Below are 16,689 nucleotides of genomic sequence, written 5' to 3'. Positions count from 1 at the left end.
TAACATCCCGGCATGGCCGCACCGATCGAACAGAGGCCGTTCGTCCTGTCGCCGCCGCTCGCGCCCGTGGAGCGACACGGCCGGGTGGACCTGCACCTGCCGGCTGCCGACACCCCCCGCCCCGCCGTCGTGCTGGTGCACGGCGCCCCGCTCCCGCCCGGCTCTGGCGATCCCCGCGACTGGCTGCTCTACTGCGGCTACGGGGCACTGCTGGCCGAACAGGGACTGGTCGCCGCCGTCGTCAGCTACCGCGTCGACGACCTGGCGGACGTCCCGGTCGCGGCGGACCAGATCGCGGCGGCGGTCGAGCAGGTCCGCGCCGACCCCCGGGTGGACGCCGACCGGCTGGTGCTCTGGTTCTTCTCCGGCGGCGGGCTGCTGTCGGCCGACTGGCTGCGGGCGACTCCGCCCTGGCTGTGTGGCCTGGTCTGCACGTATCCGCTGCTCACGCCGCCGCAGGAGTGGCCGATCGACGGCCGGTTCCACCCGGTCGACGCCCTCGACTCCACCGGCGACCTGCCAATCGTGCTGACCCGGGCGGGGCTGGACATGCCGATGGTCCAGGTCGGGATCGACGCGTTCGTCGCGAAGGCAGCGGATCTCGGGCGACCGGTGCAGATCATCGACGTCCCGAACGGTCGGCACGGCTTCGACGTGCTGGACCACACGGACGAGTCCCGCGACGCGGTACGTACGGCCCGGGACGCCGTGCTACGGCTACTGACCCCCTGACCCCTCACCCATCCCCACCCAGCCCCATTGATCAAGCCGCGTTGATCCGGCCCCGTTGATCAAGAGGTTTGTGTCTGCGGGACGGCGAATCCTGACGTAAACCTCTTGATCAACGCGGCTGGGGCGCCGGGTGCTGTCCGGTTTGGGATTCGATGGGTGGTTTGGGCTGGACGGCCCTGTGGGTGGGGTCACGCTGGTGGTGGAATCCGGGCCGGGGCGGGGGCGTTGTACATGGTTCACCCGGGCGCACCCCGGCCCGGGACAGGGCCCCGGCCCCCGCCGTCCCCGCCGTGGAATCGTCGTGGAATGCGGGGCCGGTCGGGATCGTTACATCCCCCCGGACGCCCGAGCAGGCCCCCCGGCCGCCGGGCCGATCCCCCCGATCCGAGCTTTCTCGCGGCAGCCGCTACCCCCTGGGCGTCGCATATCCCCCTGAGCAGAGGAGCACGCCATCATGCGTACCGATCTGATCCGTAAGACCGCCCTGACCGCCGCTGGTATCGCTGCCACCGCCACCGGTATCGCTGCCCCCGCCATCGCCGCCCACGCCGCCCCCGCCACCGCCGCGGTCAAGACCACGGCCGTGCACGGTGACCGTAAGCCCGCTGGCGACCGGCAGCTCGACGTGCGTTACGAGGCGCAGCCCAACTTCTACTACTGCGGTCCCGCCGCCGCCCGTAACGCCCTGTCGGTGCAGGGCAAGGCCATCAGCGTCGATGCCATGGCCAGGGAGATGGGCACCACCACCGAGAACGGCACCGACTCCATCAACGACATCACTCCCGTCCTGAACAAGGAGACCGGCAGGAACGACGCCTACCGCAGCGTCGAACTGCCCACCGGCAAGGCCGACACCAAGCAGACCGACACCCTGCGCGCCGACGTCGTGCGCACCGTCGACCAGGGCCGCGCCGTCGTGGCGAACATCGCCGGCACCACCAGCGACACCACCGGCACCACCCACTCCTTCGAGGGCGGCCACTACATCAGCGTCGTCGGCTACCACGACAACGGCAGGATCGTCACCATCGCCGACTCCGCCAACCCCGACCAGGCCAGCTACCAGATCACCATCGACAACCTCGCCGACTGGATCGCCACCCGCGGCTACGCCACCTCCTGACCCCACACGACAAAGGGCCGGCCCCCACCGGGGCCGGCCCTTTCGTCTGCTCGGCAGGGGCGGGTCAGCGCTCGGTGCCCGCGCCGACCGGCTCGGACGCGCCGGTCGCGTCCGGCCCGTCACCCGCGCTCACCGGCTCCAGCCGGCGGGCCCGGCGGCGCAGCCACCAGGTGCTGCCCAGGCCGGCGAGCACCGCGAGGACCAGCCCGGCCCAGGAGATGTCCTTGAGCCAGTGCTCGGCCGCCCGGCCGACGGAGTACAGCAGGTACGTGGTGCCGAAGGCCCAGACCAGACCGCCAGCCGCGTTGGCCAGCAGGAACCGCCGGTACGGCACGTGCAGCGCCCCGGCGAGGGGACCGGCGAGGATCCGCAGCAACGCCACGAACCGGCCGAAGAAGACCGCCCACACCCCGTGCCGGGCGAAGCTCTGCTCGGCGCGGGCGAGGTGTGCGGGACCGAGGTGTTTCGGGAAGCGCCGGCCCAGCCTGGCCAGCAGCGGCCGACCGCCCCGGCGGCCCACCGCGTACCCGATCGAGTCGCCGACGATGGCGCCGAACGCCGCGGCGGTGGCCACCCACTGCGGCTCCACCACCCCGGCGGCGGCGAGCAGGGCGGAGCTGACCAGGACGATCTCGCCGGGCAGCGGAACGCCCATGCTCTCCACGCCGATCACCCCGGCGACGATCAGGTACACCGCGACCGGTGGCAGCGCGGACAGCCAGTGCTGTACGTCGATCACGGCCAATCCCCTTCAGGTCCGGCCTCGAACCCTACCCGCGCCGCCGGGGCGCCGCGGACCCTCGCTGCCGATACCACCCTCTGGCACCGGTCGGACCGGGGTGACGTGGGCCGTGCGGGCGGGACGGAGGTCGGCGGTGACCGCCGAGGTGCGGCTCGGCGCCGGACCCGGTCAGCCAGCGACCGTCGCGGGCGGTGGGGGACCAGCGGCCCGGCTTTTCGGCCAGGCCGGCAGCCCGCCGTGGAACGCCCGGGACGCGGCCTCGGAGCCGGGTGGTCGGGCGAGCCGGACGTGATGGATCATGGGGCATCTCCTCGTCCCGGAGCCTGGCACGAGGTTGCGCCGATAGCAAGACGGACGTACGGTTTTGTAGGAAGCGGTTATCACGGTAAGTGTCACCTAACCGGGGCGTGCTCCCGGCCGGTGCGACAGACTGCTCAGGACTACTCACGGTCGCTGGTGTGAAGGAGTACGACGTGGCGAGCCTCGACACCTTCGGTGCGAAGACCCAGCTACGCGTCGGAGACGCGAGCTACGAGATTTTCAAGATCAGTAAGGTGGAGGGGCAGGAGCGGCTCCCCTACAGCCTGAAGATCCTGCTGGAGAACCTGCTGCGGACCGAGGACGGCGCGAACATCACCGCCGACCACATCCGCCAGCTCGGCGGCTGGGACGCGTCGGCCGACCCGAGCGTGGAGATCCAGTTCACCCCGGCGCGGGTGCTCATGCAGGACTTCACCGGCGTGCCCTGCGTGGTCGACCTGGCCACCATGCGCGAGGCGGTCCGCGACCTCGGCGGCGACGCCACCAAGGTCAACCCGCTCGCCCCGGCCGAGCTGGTCATCGACCACTCGGTCATCGCCGACCTGTTCGGCCGTGAGGACGCCTTCGAGCGCAACGTCGAGCTGGAGTACGAGCGCAACAAGGAGCGCTACCAGTTCCTGCGCTGGGGCCAGACCGCGTTCAACGAGTTCAAGGTCGTCCCGCCGGGCACCGGCATCGTGCACCAGGTCAACATCGAGTACCTGGCCCGCACGATCATGGAGCGCAACGGCCAGGCGTACCCGGACACCGTGGTCGGCACCGACTCGCACACCACGATGGTCAACGGCCTGGGCGTGCTGGGCTGGGGCGTCGGCGGCATCGAGGCCGAGGCCGCCATGCTCGGCCAGCCGGTCAGCATGCTGATCCCCCGGGTCGTCGGCTTCAAGCTCTCCGGTGAGATGCCGGCCGGCACCACCGCCACCGACCTGGTGCTCACCATCACCGAGATGCTGCGCAAGCACGGCGTGGTCGGCAAGTTCGTCGAGTTCTACGGCCCCGGCGTGAGCGCCGTGCCGCTGGCCAACCGGGCCACCATCGGCAACATGTCCCCGGAGTACGGCTCCACCGTCGCGATCTTCCCGATCGACGCCGAGACCGTCCGCTACCTGGAGCTGACCGGCCGGGACCCGCAGCAGGTCGCGCTCGTCGAGGCGTACGCCAAGGAGCAGGGCCTCTGGCACGACCCGGCCGCCGAGCCGGAGTACTCCGAGCGGCTGGAGCTCGACCTGGGCACCATCGAGCCGTCCCTGGCCGGCCCGAAGCGCCCGCAGGACCGGGTGCCGCTGGGCAGCGCCAAGACCCTGTTCCGCTCCGCGCTGACCGACTACGTGGCCGACGGCTCCGCCGGCGAGCGGGACCTCAAGCCGGGCGTCGCCCGCGAACAGCTCCCCCGGGGCGCCAACGGCCCGGCCGACGAGGCCAGCGCCGAGTCGTTCCCCGCGAGCGACCCGCCGGCCAACGACTTCAGTGACCCGGCCGACGAGCCGCGCGACCTGGAGACCGCGGCCGTTGGCTCCGGCGGCCGGGCCAGCAACCCGGTCCGGGTGACCAGCGCCGACGGTGTCGAGTACGAGCTGGACCACGGCGCGGTGGTGATCGCGGCGATCACCTCCTGCACCAACACCTCGAACCCGCAGGTGATGATCGGGGCGGCGCTGCTGGCCCGCAACGCGGTCGACAAGGGCCTGTCCCGCAAGCCGTGGGTGAAGACCACCCTCGCGCCGGGCTCCAAGGTCGTCATGGACTACTACGACCGCGCCGGCCTCACCCCGTACCTGGAGAAGCTCGGCTTCAACCTGGTCGGCTACGGCTGCACCACCTGCATCGGCAACTCCGGCCCGCTGCCGGAGGAGGTCTCCGCCGCGGTCAACGAGGGCGACCTCGCCGTCGTCTCGGTGCTGTCCGGCAACCGGAACTTCGAGGGCCGGATCAACCCGGACGTCAAGATGAACTACCTGGCGTCCCCGCCGCTGGTGGTGGCGTACGCGCTCGCCGGCACGATGGACATCGACCTGGCCAACGAGCCGATCGGCGAGGACAGCGCGGGCGCGCCGGTCTTCCTGCGCGACATCTGGCCGAACAGCGCCGAGATCCAGGACGTCATCGCCCAGGCGATCGGCGCGACCGGGTTCAGCGCGGCGTACGCGGACGTGTTCTCCGGCGACGAGCGGTGGCAGTCGCTGCCGACCCCGACCGGTGACACCTTCGCCTGGGAGGGCGAGAGCACCTACGTGCGCAAGCCCCCGTACTTCGAGGGCATGGAGCGGGAGCCGAAGGCGGTCGTCGACATCGCCGGCGCACGCGTGCTGGCCAAGCTGGGCGACTCGGTGACCACCGACCACATCTCCCCGGCCGGCTCGATCAAGGCCGACTCCCCCGCCGGTACGTACCTCGCCGAGCACGGCGTGCCGCGCCACGAGTTCAACTCGTACGGCTCGCGCCGGGGCAACCACGAGGTGATGATCCGGGGCACGTTCGCCAACATCCGGCTGCGCAACCAGCTCGTCCCGGGCGTGGAGGGCGGCTTCACGGTGAACCACCTGACCGGCGAGCAGACCTCGATCTACGACGCCTCCACCGCCTACCAGGAGGCGGGCGTGCCGCTGGTCATCCTGGCCGGCAAGGAGTACGGCTCCGGCTCGTCGCGGGACTGGGCGGCCAAGGGCACCATGCTGCTCGGCGTCCGGGCGGTCATCGCCGAGTCGTACGAGCGGATCCACCGCTCGAACCTGATCGGCATGGGCGTCCTGCCGTTGCAGTTCCCGGTCGACGCCACCGCCGAGTCGCTGGGCCTCACCGGAACCGAGACCTTCTCGATCACCGGCGTGACCGCGCTGAACGACGGCGAGACCCCGCGCACCGTGAAGGTCACCACCGACACCGGCGTCGAGTTCGACGCCGTGGTCCGGATCGACACGCCCGGTGAGGCGGACTACTACCGGCACGGCGGCATCCTGCAGTACGTCCTGCGCCGCATGATCGCCGGCTGACGCGCCAGCCATGACGAGGCCCCCTGCCGTGCCCGGCAGGGGGCCTCGTCGTCCGGTCAGAGGTGGCCGGGACCGGCTGCACCGCCCGGCCGGGGGCCGCTGTCGGCGTAGCCGCCGGGCTACTCGGCCGACGCCGCCCGGCGGCGGGACTCGCGGGTCTTCATGGCGTGCTCCATCAGCGTGATGAGCACCTCCTTGCTCGACTCCCGCTGCCGGGCGTCGCAGAGCAGCACCGGCACCCCCGGGTCGAGGTTGAGCGCCGCCTGCACCTCGTCCAGCCGGTACTGGCGGGCCCCCTCGAAGCAGTTCACCGCCACCACGAACGGGGTGCCCCGCCCCTCGAAGTAGTCGATCGAGGGGAAGCAGTCGGCCAGCCGGCGGGTGTCGGCGAGCACCACCGCGCCGAGCGCGCCGAGCGCCAGTTCGTCCCAGACGAACCAGAAGCGGTCCTGCCCGGGCGTGCCGAACAGGTAGAGCACCAGGTCGTCGCTGATGGTGATCCGGCCGAAGTCCATCGCGACCGTGGTGGTGGTCTTGCCCTCCACCCCCGACAGGTCGTCGATGCCGACCCCGGTCTCGGTCAGCACCTCCTCGGTCCGCAGCGGCCGGGTCTCGCTGACCGCGCCGACCATGGTGGTCTTGCCGACGCCGAAACCGCCCGCGATCAGGATCTTGATCGCGGTGGGCAGCGGTACGGCATCCGCCGGCCGTTCAGAGTGCCCGTAGTCCATTGATAACCGCCTCGAAAATGCTGTCGTCGGGAAGACCTGCGGTGACCCGTGGCTCGCGCACCTCGACCAGGTCACGGGCCACCAGGTCGCCGAGCAGGACCCGGATGGTGCCCACCGGAAGGTCCAGGTGGGCGGCGACCTCGGCGACGGACTGGAGCCGCTGGCAGAGCGCGACGATGGCCAGGTGCTCGGGGCCCAGCCCGACCTCCGGTGACGCCTCCGCGCGGGTGGCCGTCACCAGGGAGATCAGGTCGAACGTGCCGGTGACCGGCCGGGCCCGGCCACGCGTCACCGCGTACGGGCGGACCACCGGGCCGGCATGGTCGTCGACCCACTGTTCCTCCGTGGACTCCCCTGGGGCCGTCATCGCGGCTACTTCTCGCCGACCGGCTGCTCGGGAAGCCGGGTCGGGGAGGCCACGTACTTGCCCACCCGGGTGACCAGCATGGCCATCTCGTACGCGATGAGCCCGACGTCGGCGTCCTCGGAGGCCAGCACCGCGAGGCAGGCGTTGCGGCCCGCGGCTGTGACGAAGAGGAACGACGACTGCATCTCGATGATGGTCTGCTGGACCTGCCCGCCGCCGAACCGCTTCCCCGCGCCCCGGGCCAGGCTCTGGATCCCGGCCGCCATCGCCGCGAGGTGCTCGCCGTCGTCCCGGCCCAGCTCCCGCGACGACGCCATCAGCAGGCCGTCTGTGGAGAGCGCGACAGCGTGTTCGGCCTGCTTCACCCGGCCGACCAGATCATCCAGCAACCACGTCAGGTCGGCACTCGATGCCGTCTTCTGGCCCACTCGTCGTCCTCTTCTTCCCGGCTGGTGTCGCCGTTGTCGTCTGGGACCTGCCGTCCCGCCAAGGGCGCGGTTCGTCCGCGCCACCCCTCAGGTCGCCTCGTGCCCACCGGCGTCGGTGTCGTCGGCGGGCTCCGTCCCGTCGGTTTCGCCGGCACCGCCGAGCAGCCGGGCCGCGTCGGTGCGGCCACGGCGGGTGCCGGTCTGGTAGGAGCTCATCATCCGGCGGACCTGCTCCGGCGGCCGGATCGTGTCCTCGTCGTCGTCCATCTGCTGCCCGGACGGGTCCTCCCGCAGCTCGGGCACGATGTTGGCCTGCCGGACCCGCACGGGCAGGCCGGAGCCGGTCCGCTGCACCGGTACCGGCGACGCCGCCAGGGCCGGCCCGGCCGACGTGTCCGGGGCGGCCGCGCTGTCCGGGTCCGGCGGGGCGGCCGGGGCGACCCCGTCCGCGACCGGCCGGGGCGTGGTCACCGGGAACCCGCCCGGCACGGTCGGCGCGTCCAGCGCCGACTGCCCCACCGGGCGGCGGGGGCGTACCGGCAGCCCGGTGCCCTCCCCGGCCGGGGCGTCCGGGGACGCCGGGACCGTGCGCGGGCGCGCGCGGGTGGGCAGGGCCGGTCCGCCGTCGACCGGGTCGGCCTCCGGGGCCGGCGGCGCGACGGGGGCCGGCACGAGCTCCGCCAGCGCGACCGGCGCGGCCGGCCGGGCCGCCGACTGGTCGGCCGGCGGGGCCACCGCGACCGGCGCGGAGGTCCTCGGCAGGCCGGGGCGCTCCGGGGCCTCGCCGTCGCCGCCCGGGTCGGCGACCAGGTCCGGCGGGATCAGCACGACCGCGGTGGTGCCGCCGTACGCCGACTCCTTGAGCTGCACCCGGACGCCGTGCCGCTCGGTGAGCCGGCTGACCACGTAGAGCCCGAGCCGGGCGGCGTTGGCCAGGTTCAGCTCGGACCGGTCCACGATCCGGTAGTTCGCGGCGGCGAGGTCGTCCTCGCTCATCCCGAGGCCCCGGTCCTCGATCTCGATCGCGAAGCCGTTGGCCACCATCTGGCCGCGCACCTCGACGGTGGTGTGCGGGGGCGAGAACGACAGGCCGTTCTCGATCAGCTCGGCCAGCAGGTGGATGATGTCGCCGACAGCCCGGCCGGCCAGCGACACCGCCCCCAGCGGCAGCACGTTGACCCGGGTGTAGTCCTCCACCTCGGCGACCGCGCCGCGCACCACGTCGACCATCGGCACGTTGCGTCGCCAGGCCCGGCCCGGGGTGGAGCCGGAGAGCACGATCAGGTTCTCGGCGTTGCGCCGCATCCGGGTGGCGAGGTGGTCGACCCGGAACAGGTCCTCCAACTCCTCGGCGTCGTGCTCGCGGCGTTCCATCGTGTCGAGCAGGGTGAGCTGGCGGTGCACCAGGGCCTGGGTGCGCCGGGCCAGGCTGAGGAAGACCTCGCGGACGTTGCGACGCAGCTCGGCCTGCTCGACGGCGGTGCGCAGCGCGGTCTCCTGGACCACGTTGAACGCCTTGCCCACCTGCCCGACCTCGTCGTCGCCGAACTCCAGCGGCGGCGCCTCGGTGGCGACGTCCACCTCCTCGCCGTGTCCCAGCCGCTCCACCACGCTGGGCAGCCGGTCGTTGGCGAGCGTGAATGCCGCCTCGCGCAGTCGTTCGAGCTGCCCCAGCAGCGTCCGGGCGGTGGTGATCGACACGATGACCGACGCGATGACGGCGAGCAGGCCCAGGCCGGTGGCGAGCACCAGCCGGATCATCACCATGACGGCGACCGGGGTGGCCCGCTCCACGACGTCGTCGCCGCCTTCGAGCACCACCTCACCCCACCGGGCCAGCGCCGGCGCCACGGCCCCGTCCCACTCGGCCGCCTCGAACCCCAGCCGGGGGTCGCTGCCCCGGCCCTGGAGGATGCCGTCCTCCAGGGCGCGCAGCTTCTCGAACGCCGCACCGTCGACCATGGCGTCGTAACGCTGGCGGTCGGCGGCCGGCAGCCGGCTCACCGCGAGGTCGGCGGCGAACCGCTGCGCGCCGATGATCTGGGCGACCTGGGCCCGCTCGGCCTCGGTCACCCGGCCCGCCGCGAGCACGCCGGTGAGCAGGGCGTCCTCCTGGGAGAGCAGCTCGCGGGCGCGGTTGAGCTCGATCAGCGCGGTGGTGTCCTCGGCGACCTGCGGGTCGTCGAGCAGACCGAGGGCCGTGTAGACGTCGAAGATGGACCGCACCACGCCGCCGTACGTGGTGAAGGTGGACGAGCGGTCCGCGCTGCGGGCGTCCACCTCGGAGCGGGCCTGCCCCAGCCGGGACAGTTGCCCGTAGGCCGCGTCGAGCCGCTGTTCCAGGGTGTCGCTGGCGGCCACGGCGGTGCGCCAGCCGCTGGCCGACTCGCGGAACGCCGCCGCCAGCTCGTCGGTGCGCCGCCGCTCCGCGCCCAGCGCCTCCCGCCGCGCCTCGTCCGGCCGCCCGAGGTACGCCAGCGACGTCCGGCGTTCCCGCTGCAACTGGAGCACCAGCGTCTCGCTCGGCTCGGACACCGACTCGTTGAGTGTCTGCACACCGAGGAGGTTGAACCCGTCCCGCACGGTAACCCACGCCGCGAAGGCCCAGAGCGCGACGAGCGACGCCAACAGGGCGACGACTTTGGTACGGAGATTCGTACTGCGGGAACGCATCACACCGTCCTGGCCGGGTGTTCGAGGGGGGTGCCGGAGCCCATGTGACCGGTACACCGTCGGCCACGGGCGCACGCTAGCAGTGTCCGATTGTTCACTCAAGCGGCACTGATCAAGGGGGCCGTCCGGTTCGCGGGTCCCTCGGCGGCGCCGTGACCGGCCCCGGCGCGGACGAGATGGCGGGCGGCGACGACGGCGGCACGGACGATCACTGCGGGCCGGTAGAGGTCCTTGTCGTGCCAGAGCGCGGGCTCCCCGTCGCGTCCCTCCATGGTGGTCAGGTAGCGCCGCGCGCGCCCGAGCGCCGCCCCGACGCCGGCCGGCGCGGCCGGCCCGGCGGCGTGCAGGGCGTGCACGGCGTACGCGGTCTCCTCGACCGTGCCGCCCCAGCGCCCCCAGGAGCCGTCGGCGCGCTGCCCCGCCAGCACCCACCCGGCCGCCCGGGTCACCGCGCCCACCACGGCCGTCCCCTGGCCGTAGCGGGCCAGGGCGAGCACCGCGCAGCTCGTGGCGTAGTACGGCGAGGCGTGCCAGCGGTCGGTCCACCGTCCGTCGGGTTGCTGCCGGCCGACGAGCCAGTCGGTGAGCCGCCGCACCACCGCGACGAGGCGGGCGTCGGCCGGCGCCCGGTGCCCCAGGTGCCAGCCGAACGCGTCGAGCACGTGGGCGTTGGTGGTGACCGAGGCCCCGTCCTCCCCCTGCCAGGTGCAGAAGTGCTCGCCGGTGTCGTACCCCCAGAGGCTGTCCGGGTCGACCGGGTGGCCGAGCCGGGCCAACGCGTACAGGGTCACCGCGGTGGTGTCGGCGTCGGCGGGCAGGCCGGGGGCGGTGGGGGTGCCGGCGGGACCGACCGTCGCCACCAGGCCGGCCAGCAGCCGGGGCGGGACCGGCAGCGCCATGCCGGCCCGGCTCATCGTGCTCAGCGCCCAGGCCCGCTCGAACACGGTGATCGGGGTGGCGCAGGGCACCGGCCCGCCCTGCTGGCGGGCCACGTCCTCCAGGTACGACACCGCCGCGGCCACGCCGGCCCCGGGGACGGGCACGCCGAGCCAGGCCGCGGTGGCCGCCGGCGAGGCGCCGACGGTACCCGGGCCCACCGGGGCCACCTCGGCGGCGCGGTGGGCCGCCGGGCCGCCGACCTCCAGGGCGTGCAGCAGCTTCTCCGGCAGCGGCCGGCCGGCGGTGAGCAGCGCGCGGACCCGGGCGAGCCGGGCGCCGTCCAGCCCCGACGGCAGCGGCAGCGGGCGGGCGTCGCGCCAGGCGGTCAGGCCGGGCGGCGGGTCGGCACGCAGCGCGTCGAGGTGCGTGTTGAGCGAGTCGACCAGCGCCGGGACGGTCAGGTCGGTGGCCGGCAGGTCGGGCAGCTCGGGGCCGGCCGGGTCGGTGAGCCGGGCGTACAGGACTCGCAGGCCGCCGTTGACGGCGCGGGCCAGCCGCTCGGCGGCGCGGGCCTCGCGCAGCCAGGCGGCGTCGCCGCGGCGCAGGGCGGTGAGCAGCGCCTCGGTGGCGCTCAGCGTCGGCACCAGGGCGTAGCCTTCCGGGCCGCCCCACGCCCCGTCCGGGCGCTGTACGGCCAGCAGGTACCCGATCCGCTCCACGTGGTGGGTCAGCCACGGCGCAAGGCCGACCAGGCGGGCGGTCTCGTAGACCGACGGGGAGGACTGCCCCGAGGAGGCGAGGGTCATCGCGGCCACCAGCTCGCGGGCGTCGGCCGCGGACTCCGGGTCCCGCCGCGGCGGATGGGCGGTGCCGGCGGGCGGGCCGTCGCCGGCGGCCCGCGGGGCCCGGTGGGCGTCGCCGCCGGACCCGCCGGCGCGGCCGACCCGCGACCGGACGGCCGTCACCGTTCCCCCCAGAAGTCGGTCGACCGGTAGAAGCCGCTGCTGAAGCCGATCTGCCGGGCCAGGTACGCCGCCTGCAACGGGCAGCCGCCGGTCAGCGGGGCGAGCAGTTCATTGCACCGCTCGACCAGCTCGACGATGCGCTGGTCCACCTCGGCGCGGTCGGCGACGAGCAGCAGGGCGTTCAGATCCCCCCACTGGAGGTCCCGCTCGTAGCTGGCCAGGTCGTTGACCAGCCGCAGCACCCGCTGCACCTCGTCGCTGACCGTGACCAGCCGGTCGAGCCGCCGGTGCGTCTCGGCGTCCCCGGTCCAGATCCAGTGCGCGACGTTGACCACGGTGCAGGCGAGGTTGTCGGCGTTGTCGAGGTACTCGGCGAAGCTGGGCAACGGCGCGCCGTCGCGCTCCCGGGCGGTCTTCCAGTCCCACTCGCGGGCCATCGCGGTGACCGTCCGGTGTACCGCCCCACGCCAGGCGTCGCCGAGTTCGGCGAAGGCCGGAACTCCGGCCAGCTCGTCGCGCAGCTCGGCGAGCAGGCGGCCGAGCGGGTCGTCGGTGTCCGGGCTGGCGCCGTCGGCGACCGCCAGGGCACCGGCCACCACCCGGTCGACGTCCGCCCGGGACTTCGCCAGGTAGTCGATCCGCCAGTCCAGGGCGAACCCCCACAGCACCGCCCGGTTGGTCAGCCGTAGCTGCTCGGCGGTGCACCAGGGCGCCCCGAAGGCGATGGCCAGGGCGATGTTGCTGAACAGGGCGCCGTCGAATGGCCGGCCGGAGAAGAGGTCCGGGTAGCGGGCGGCGTGCCGTTGCAGGTCCCGCTGTCCCTTCGCGGCGAGCGCGCAGATCCGGCCCTGCTCGGCGGCGGCGGAGAGCTGGTCGGGCAGCACCGCCGAGGGGCGGGTGGAGACGTTCACGCGGCAGCCGCCGGGTGGGCCGGGCGCAGGTCGAGTTCCACGCGGTCCTTGGCGCGCAGCGCGGCGGCGAGTTGCAGGGCGGGCAGGCGCGAGCCGCGCATCCGCAGCCGGTAGCGGCTGAGCACGTTGGCCACGATCAGTTGTGCCTCCAGATAGAACAGGTGCATCCCCAGGCACTGGTGCGGCCCGCCGCCGAAGGGGAAGAACGCGTACCGGTGCCGGGCCCGGACCCGGTCCGGGGCGAACCGGTCCGGGTCGAAGACCCCGGGTCGCTCCCAGTAGCGTTCCAGCCGCTGGGTGATCAGCGGGCTGACCAGCAGGGTCGCCCCGGCCTCCAGCTCCACCCCGCCGAGGGAGACCGGCCGGACCACCTGCCGGGGGGCCAGCCAGGCCACCGGGTAGAGCCGGATCAGCTCGTCCAGCACCATCCGGGTGTAGGTCAGCCGCGGCAGGTGTTCCGGGCCGACCCGGTCGCCGCCGACCACCTGGTCGATCTCCTCCTGCAGCCGGGCGGCGACCTCGGGCGAGCGTTCCAGGTGCGGCCAGAGCCAGGTCAGCACGTTGATGGTCGTCTCGGTGGTCACCGCGACCATCGCGACGGTGTCGTTGCGCACCTGCCGCTCGTCCATCGGCCGCCCGTCGTCCCTGGTCCCCCGCCACAGGGTGGAGATGACGTCGTCGCCGTGCGCGGCGGTGTCCCGCGCCGACCGGACGATGGGCACCAGCACGTCGTCGATCCGCCGGACGGCGTCGCGGAAGGTCCGGTCGCCCGGCATGGGCAGCGCCAACGGGGCGAACGGCACCAGCACCCGGGGGATGACCGAGGTGGCGATCGCGTCCTGGGCCTCGATGACGCGCAGCGCGTCGGGCACCGAGATGCGGTCGGCGAAGAACGCTTTCATGATCGCCTGGCAGACGATCCGGGCCTGCTCGGCGCCGATGTCCACCGGGCGGCCGGCCCGGGCCGGGGCGTCCAACTCGGCGACCGCGTCGGCGACCGTGTCGGCGATCCCGCCCATCATCGCCTCGACCCGCCTGGCCGTGAACAGGGGTTGGAGGATACGCCGGCTGTCCGACCACACCGGACCGTCGCCGAGGATGCCGTCGCCGAACAGCCGGCGCAGCGGGCCCCAGAACGGGCCGTCGCCGGCGCGGCCGAAGTTGTCGGCCCGGTCGCCCAGCACCTGCTGCACGTGGGCCGGGTCGGTCACCAGGTAGGGACGGAACGAGCCGAGGTTGAGCCGCACGACCTCGCCGGCGGCGCGCTCGCCGAACCCGAGCAGGGCTCGAACCGGGTCTCGTGCCAGGCCCGGCAGCACGTGCCACAGCGGAACGGATCTCGCTCGCCGGGCGCGGGCCGGGACGGTGTGCGGGGTTGCCACGGGTGGTTGAGCTCCCATTGTCGCAGTGCGTCGCGGGACGACTGTGCAAAGTCACGGTCCGCCCGAGCATGCCATTGAGCAGGTCAACTTCTCCAGAGGCAAGGGGAGAAATTTTCGCGGGCGAAATTTGTGAGCTCCACAAGGGATCCGGCGCGGGCCTCCTACCAGGGCAGATCCCGCCGGCAGCGCCACTGGTCGGCGACCGGCCGGAAACCGAGCCAGGCGTTGAGGCCGAGCATCGCGTCGTTGCCGGCGTCGTTGACCGTCACCGCGTGGCGGAACCCGGCCGCCCGAGCCCTGGTCAGCGCGGTGTGCTTGACGAGCCGGGCCAGGCCACGCCGCCGGCACGCCCGCCGGGTGCCGGTCATCCCGCACTGGTGCCGGCCCCGGCCGTCGGTCAGCGCCACGGTGAACGCGGCCACCTCGCCGTCCACCACGGCCACCGTGGTCAGCGCCCGGTCCAGGTCGGGGCGGTCCCAGTAGGCGACCAGCCAGTCGGCGTACCCGATCTCGTCCATCCCGACCTCGCCCGGCTCGTCGCGCGCCGCGTCCAGGTCGGCCTCGTACAGCGGGCGCGGGTCGGGCAGGTCGGCGGCGCTGAGCACCCGGACGCCCCGCGCCGGCGCCGGCGCCGGGGGCAGCGGCGCCGCCAGGTCACGGACCAGCAGCCGGGAGCGCCGGCCCGGCCGGTAGCCGCGCCGGCCGGCGAAGGCCAGGTCCGCCGGCACGTCGGCGACCGTCGCGTACGCCGTCCGGACGCCGAGCCCGGCCAGCCGACGCTCGGCGGTGGCGAGCAGGGCCGACCCGGCCCCCCGACCCCGCCGCTCCGGCCGCACCGCCAGGTTGACGAAACCCAGCCCGGGCTCGGCGCTCTCGGACAGCAGCCCGGTACGCGCCAGCCCGACCGGCACGCCGTCGACCTCGGCCACCAAAGCGCCGAACCGCTCGGCGGCCCGGACACCGCTGACCTGCCAGCGGATCAGCTCAGGGGTGGCCACCAGGTGCGGCTGGGTCACCCGGAGCACCTCGACGGCGGCGTCGGTGTCGGCGTCGGCCAACGGCCGGACGGTGAGCGTCATGGCGTGGCAACGTACCGCAGCAGCCCGGCCGGCGCGACAGCTTTCGGCGGGCCGGCGCGAGGGAGAAGCGGGCGCGCCCCCAGCCGCTGTGCCAGGCTCAGGGCATGGACGACAAGACCATCCTGAACCGGATCTCCGAGCTGGTCGACGAGGAGCACCGGCTCCGCTCGACCGCGCAGGCCCGCGAGTCCGGCACCGAGGGCGACCAGGACCGGCTGCGCGAGCTGGAGGAGTCCCTGGACCAGTGCTGGGACCTGCTGCGCCGGCGGCGGGCCGCGCGCGAGACCCACGGCGACCCCGACGCCCAGGGGGTACGCCCCAGGCCGGAGGTGGAGCGGTACCTGCAGTAGCCGACGCCGGGGACGGACGGCGCACCGCCCGTCCCCGGGCCGACGGCCGGCTCAGCGGATGCCGGCCTCGCGCAGCAGCAGCCCGGTCAGGGCGGCCGGGTCGGTTCGCTCCGCCGGCAGGCCGCGTGCCGTGAACCAGGTCGCCACCACCCGGACGTCCCGGGCCAGGAACTCCGGGCCCTGCGGGTTGGCCACCACGTCCACCACCTGCGGCAGGTCGATCATGACCAGCCGCCCGTCGTGCACCAGCAGGTTGTACGGGGACAGGTCACCGTGGGCGTGCCCGGCCCGGGCCAGCACCACCAGGGCGTCGACCAGTTGCTCCCACAGGGAGCGCAGCTCGGCCGGCTCGGGGCGGCACTGGGCCAGCCGGGGCGCCGCCCGCCCCTCGGCCGGGTCCCCCACGAACTCCAGCATCAGCTCGGTGCCGATCAGCTGCACCGGGTACGGCACGGCGATCCGGCCGTGCGCCGCACCGATCTCCCAGAGCCGGGACAGGGCGGCGAACTCGGCGGCGGCCCACTGCCCGGCGATCATCTGCCGGCCGAACGCGGTCCGCCCGGCCATCGCCCGGTTCTCCCGGGACCGGCGCACCCGGCGGCCCTCCAGGTAGCCCGCGTCCCGGTGGAACAGCCGGTGCTGGGCGTCCCGGTAGCGCTTGACCGCCAGCAGGCAGGACCGGTCGGTCTCCGGCACGGCACGGCGGACCAGGTGGACGTCCGCCTCCTTGCCGGTCTTGAGCACGCCCAGCTCGGTGTCCCGGGCGGCCAGCTCGGTGACCAGCCAGGCCGGGTGCGGCTCGGGGCCGTGCACCGCCCGGTCCCAGCTCGACCAGGCGTCGTTCGGGGCGTGGTCGCCGGAGGCGTCGTCGTCGGGGGTGTTCTCCGGGTCGGTCAGGACCGGCTCGGCGGGCCGGCCACGCTTCAGGAACTGCGGTTCGTCGTCGTCGAAGCGGCTCTTGCCGCGGGTCCGGCGCCCGCGCGCCGGGAAGTCATCGTCACGCACTGTGCTGGTGA

The 16,689-nt window shown here is 73.9% G+C and carries 14 protein-coding genes; 4 read left to right on the top strand and 10 right to left on the bottom strand.

Annotated elements, in window-relative coordinates; genetic code table 11:
* The first annotated feature begins 12 nt into the window (after positions 1 to 12).
* Together OOK41_RS12860 and OOK41_RS12855 are read left to right on the top strand one after the other, a co-directional pair.
* A complete protein-coding gene (locus tag OOK41_RS12860) occupies positions 13 to 732 on the top strand; it encodes an alpha/beta hydrolase (RefSeq protein WP_266264825.1) in 720 nt (239 codons plus the stop codon).
* Between the two features lie 454 nt (positions 733 to 1,186).
* Positions 1,187 to 1,855, top strand: coding sequence for a C39 family peptidase (locus tag OOK41_RS12855; protein WP_266264823.1), 669 nt, complete (start codon positions 1,187 to 1,189; stop codon positions 1,853 to 1,855).
* A gap of 64 nt (positions 1,856 to 1,919) precedes the next feature.
* Here OOK41_RS12855 and OOK41_RS12850 read toward each other — a convergent pair whose 3' ends face one another.
* Positions 1,920 to 2,594 carry a DedA family protein gene (locus OOK41_RS12850; RefSeq protein ID WP_266264821.1) on the bottom strand — a complete coding sequence of 225 codons (675 nt, stop codon included), beginning with the start codon at positions 2,592 to 2,594 and terminating at the stop codon, positions 1,920 to 1,922.
* A 461-nt stretch (positions 2,595 to 3,055) separates the two neighbouring features.
* Here OOK41_RS12850 and OOK41_RS12845 point away from each other — a divergent pair, with 461 nt between their 5' ends.
* Positions 3,056 to 5,908, top strand: coding sequence for an aconitate hydratase (locus tag OOK41_RS12845; protein WP_117669687.1), 2,853 nt, complete (start codon positions 3,056 to 3,058; stop codon positions 5,906 to 5,908).
* 119 nt (positions 5,909 to 6,027) lie between these two features.
* Here OOK41_RS12845 and OOK41_RS12840 read toward each other — a convergent pair whose 3' ends face one another.
* From OOK41_RS12840 to OOK41_RS12805, 8 genes are all read right to left on the bottom strand, one after another.
* Positions 6,028 to 6,639 carry an ATP/GTP-binding protein gene (locus tag OOK41_RS12840; protein ID WP_117669688.1) on the bottom strand — a complete coding sequence of 204 codons (612 nt, stop codon included), beginning with the start codon at positions 6,637 to 6,639 and terminating at the stop codon, positions 6,028 to 6,030.
* Entirely contained in the window at positions 6,620 to 7,006 is a 387-nt protein-coding gene (locus OOK41_RS12835) for a DUF742 domain-containing protein (protein ID WP_117669689.1), read from the bottom strand. Before OOK41_RS12835 ends, OOK41_RS12840 begins: the two co-directional genes overlap by 20 nt.
* 5 nt (positions 7,007 to 7,011) lie before the next feature.
* Complete coding sequence (locus OOK41_RS12830; protein WP_117669690.1) at positions 7,012 to 7,434, bottom strand: roadblock/LC7 domain-containing protein; 423 nt, start codon at positions 7,432 to 7,434, stop codon at positions 7,012 to 7,014.
* Positions 7,435 to 7,521: 87 nt separating this feature from the next.
* Positions 7,522 to 10,107 (bottom strand): nitrate- and nitrite sensing domain-containing protein, encoded by a 2,586-nt coding sequence (locus OOK41_RS12825; RefSeq protein WP_266264818.1) that lies wholly within the window; start codon positions 10,105 to 10,107, stop codon positions 7,522 to 7,524.
* Between the two features lie 98 nt (positions 10,108 to 10,205).
* Complete coding sequence (locus tag OOK41_RS12820; protein ID WP_243639841.1) at positions 10,206 to 11,951, bottom strand: prenyltransferase/squalene oxidase repeat-containing protein; 1,746 nt, start codon at positions 11,949 to 11,951, stop codon at positions 10,206 to 10,208.
* Complete coding sequence (locus OOK41_RS12815) at positions 11,948 to 12,862, bottom strand: terpene synthase (RefSeq protein ID WP_266264816.1); 915 nt, start codon at positions 12,860 to 12,862, stop codon at positions 11,948 to 11,950. Before OOK41_RS12815 ends, OOK41_RS12820 begins: the two co-directional genes overlap by 4 nt.
* Positions 12,859 to 14,190 carry a cytochrome P450 gene (locus OOK41_RS12810; RefSeq protein WP_266267803.1) on the bottom strand — a complete coding sequence of 444 codons (1,332 nt, stop codon included), beginning with the start codon at positions 14,188 to 14,190 and terminating at the stop codon, positions 12,859 to 12,861. Before OOK41_RS12810 ends, OOK41_RS12815 begins: the two co-directional genes overlap by 4 nt.
* A 215-nt stretch (positions 14,191 to 14,405) precedes the next feature.
* A complete protein-coding gene (locus OOK41_RS12805) occupies positions 14,406 to 15,323 on the bottom strand; it encodes a GNAT family N-acetyltransferase (protein ID WP_266264813.1) in 918 nt (305 codons plus the stop codon).
* 104 nt (positions 15,324 to 15,427) lie between these two features.
* On the opposite strand from OOK41_RS12805, the gene OOK41_RS12800 reads away from it, so the two are divergent.
* Positions 15,428 to 15,673 (top strand): DUF2630 family protein, encoded by a 246-nt coding sequence (locus tag OOK41_RS12800; protein WP_117669694.1) that lies wholly within the window; start codon positions 15,428 to 15,430, stop codon positions 15,671 to 15,673.
* 51 nt (positions 15,674 to 15,724) lie between these two features.
* Here the strand turns inward: OOK41_RS12800 and OOK41_RS12795 are convergent, their stop codons facing one another.
* Positions 15,725 to 16,678 carry a serine protein kinase RIO gene (locus tag OOK41_RS12795; protein ID WP_117669695.1) on the bottom strand — a complete coding sequence of 318 codons (954 nt, stop codon included), beginning with the start codon at positions 16,676 to 16,678 and terminating at the stop codon, positions 15,725 to 15,727.
* Positions 16,679 to 16,689 lie beyond the last annotated feature (11 nt).

Source organism: Micromonospora sp. NBC_01655, from assembly GCF_026339755.1.
In the GTDB taxonomy this organism is placed as follows: Bacteria; Actinomycetota; Actinomycetes; order Mycobacteriales; family Micromonosporaceae; genus Micromonospora.
The sequence above is the reverse complement of the archived record's forward strand: the minus strand, read 5'-3'. Positions and strand labels throughout refer to the sequence as shown.

Coding starts and splice junctions, on each gene's coding strand:
- OOK41_RS12860 (WP_266264825.1), top strand. CDS start 13: ATGGCCGCACCGATCGAACAGAGGCCGTTCGTCCTGTCGCCGCCGCTC.
- OOK41_RS12855 (WP_266264823.1), top strand. CDS start 1,187: ATGCGTACCGATCTGATCCGTAAGACCGCCCTGACCGCCGCTGGTATC.
- OOK41_RS12840 (WP_117669688.1), bottom strand. CDS start 6,639: ATGGACTACGGGCACTCTGAACGGCCGGCGGATGCCGTACCGCTGCCC.
- OOK41_RS12835 (WP_117669689.1), bottom strand. CDS start 7,006: ATGACGGCCCCAGGGGAGTCCACGGAGGAACAGTGGGTCGACGACCAT.
- OOK41_RS12825 (WP_266264818.1), bottom strand. CDS start 10,107: ATGCGTTCCCGCAGTACGAATCTCCGTACCAAAGTCGTCGCCCTGTTG.
- OOK41_RS12805 (WP_266264813.1), bottom strand. CDS start 15,323: ATGACGCTCACCGTCCGGCCGTTGGCCGACGCCGACACCGACGCCGCC.
- OOK41_RS12800 (WP_117669694.1), top strand. CDS start 15,428: ATGGACGACAAGACCATCCTGAACCGGATCTCCGAGCTGGTCGACGAG.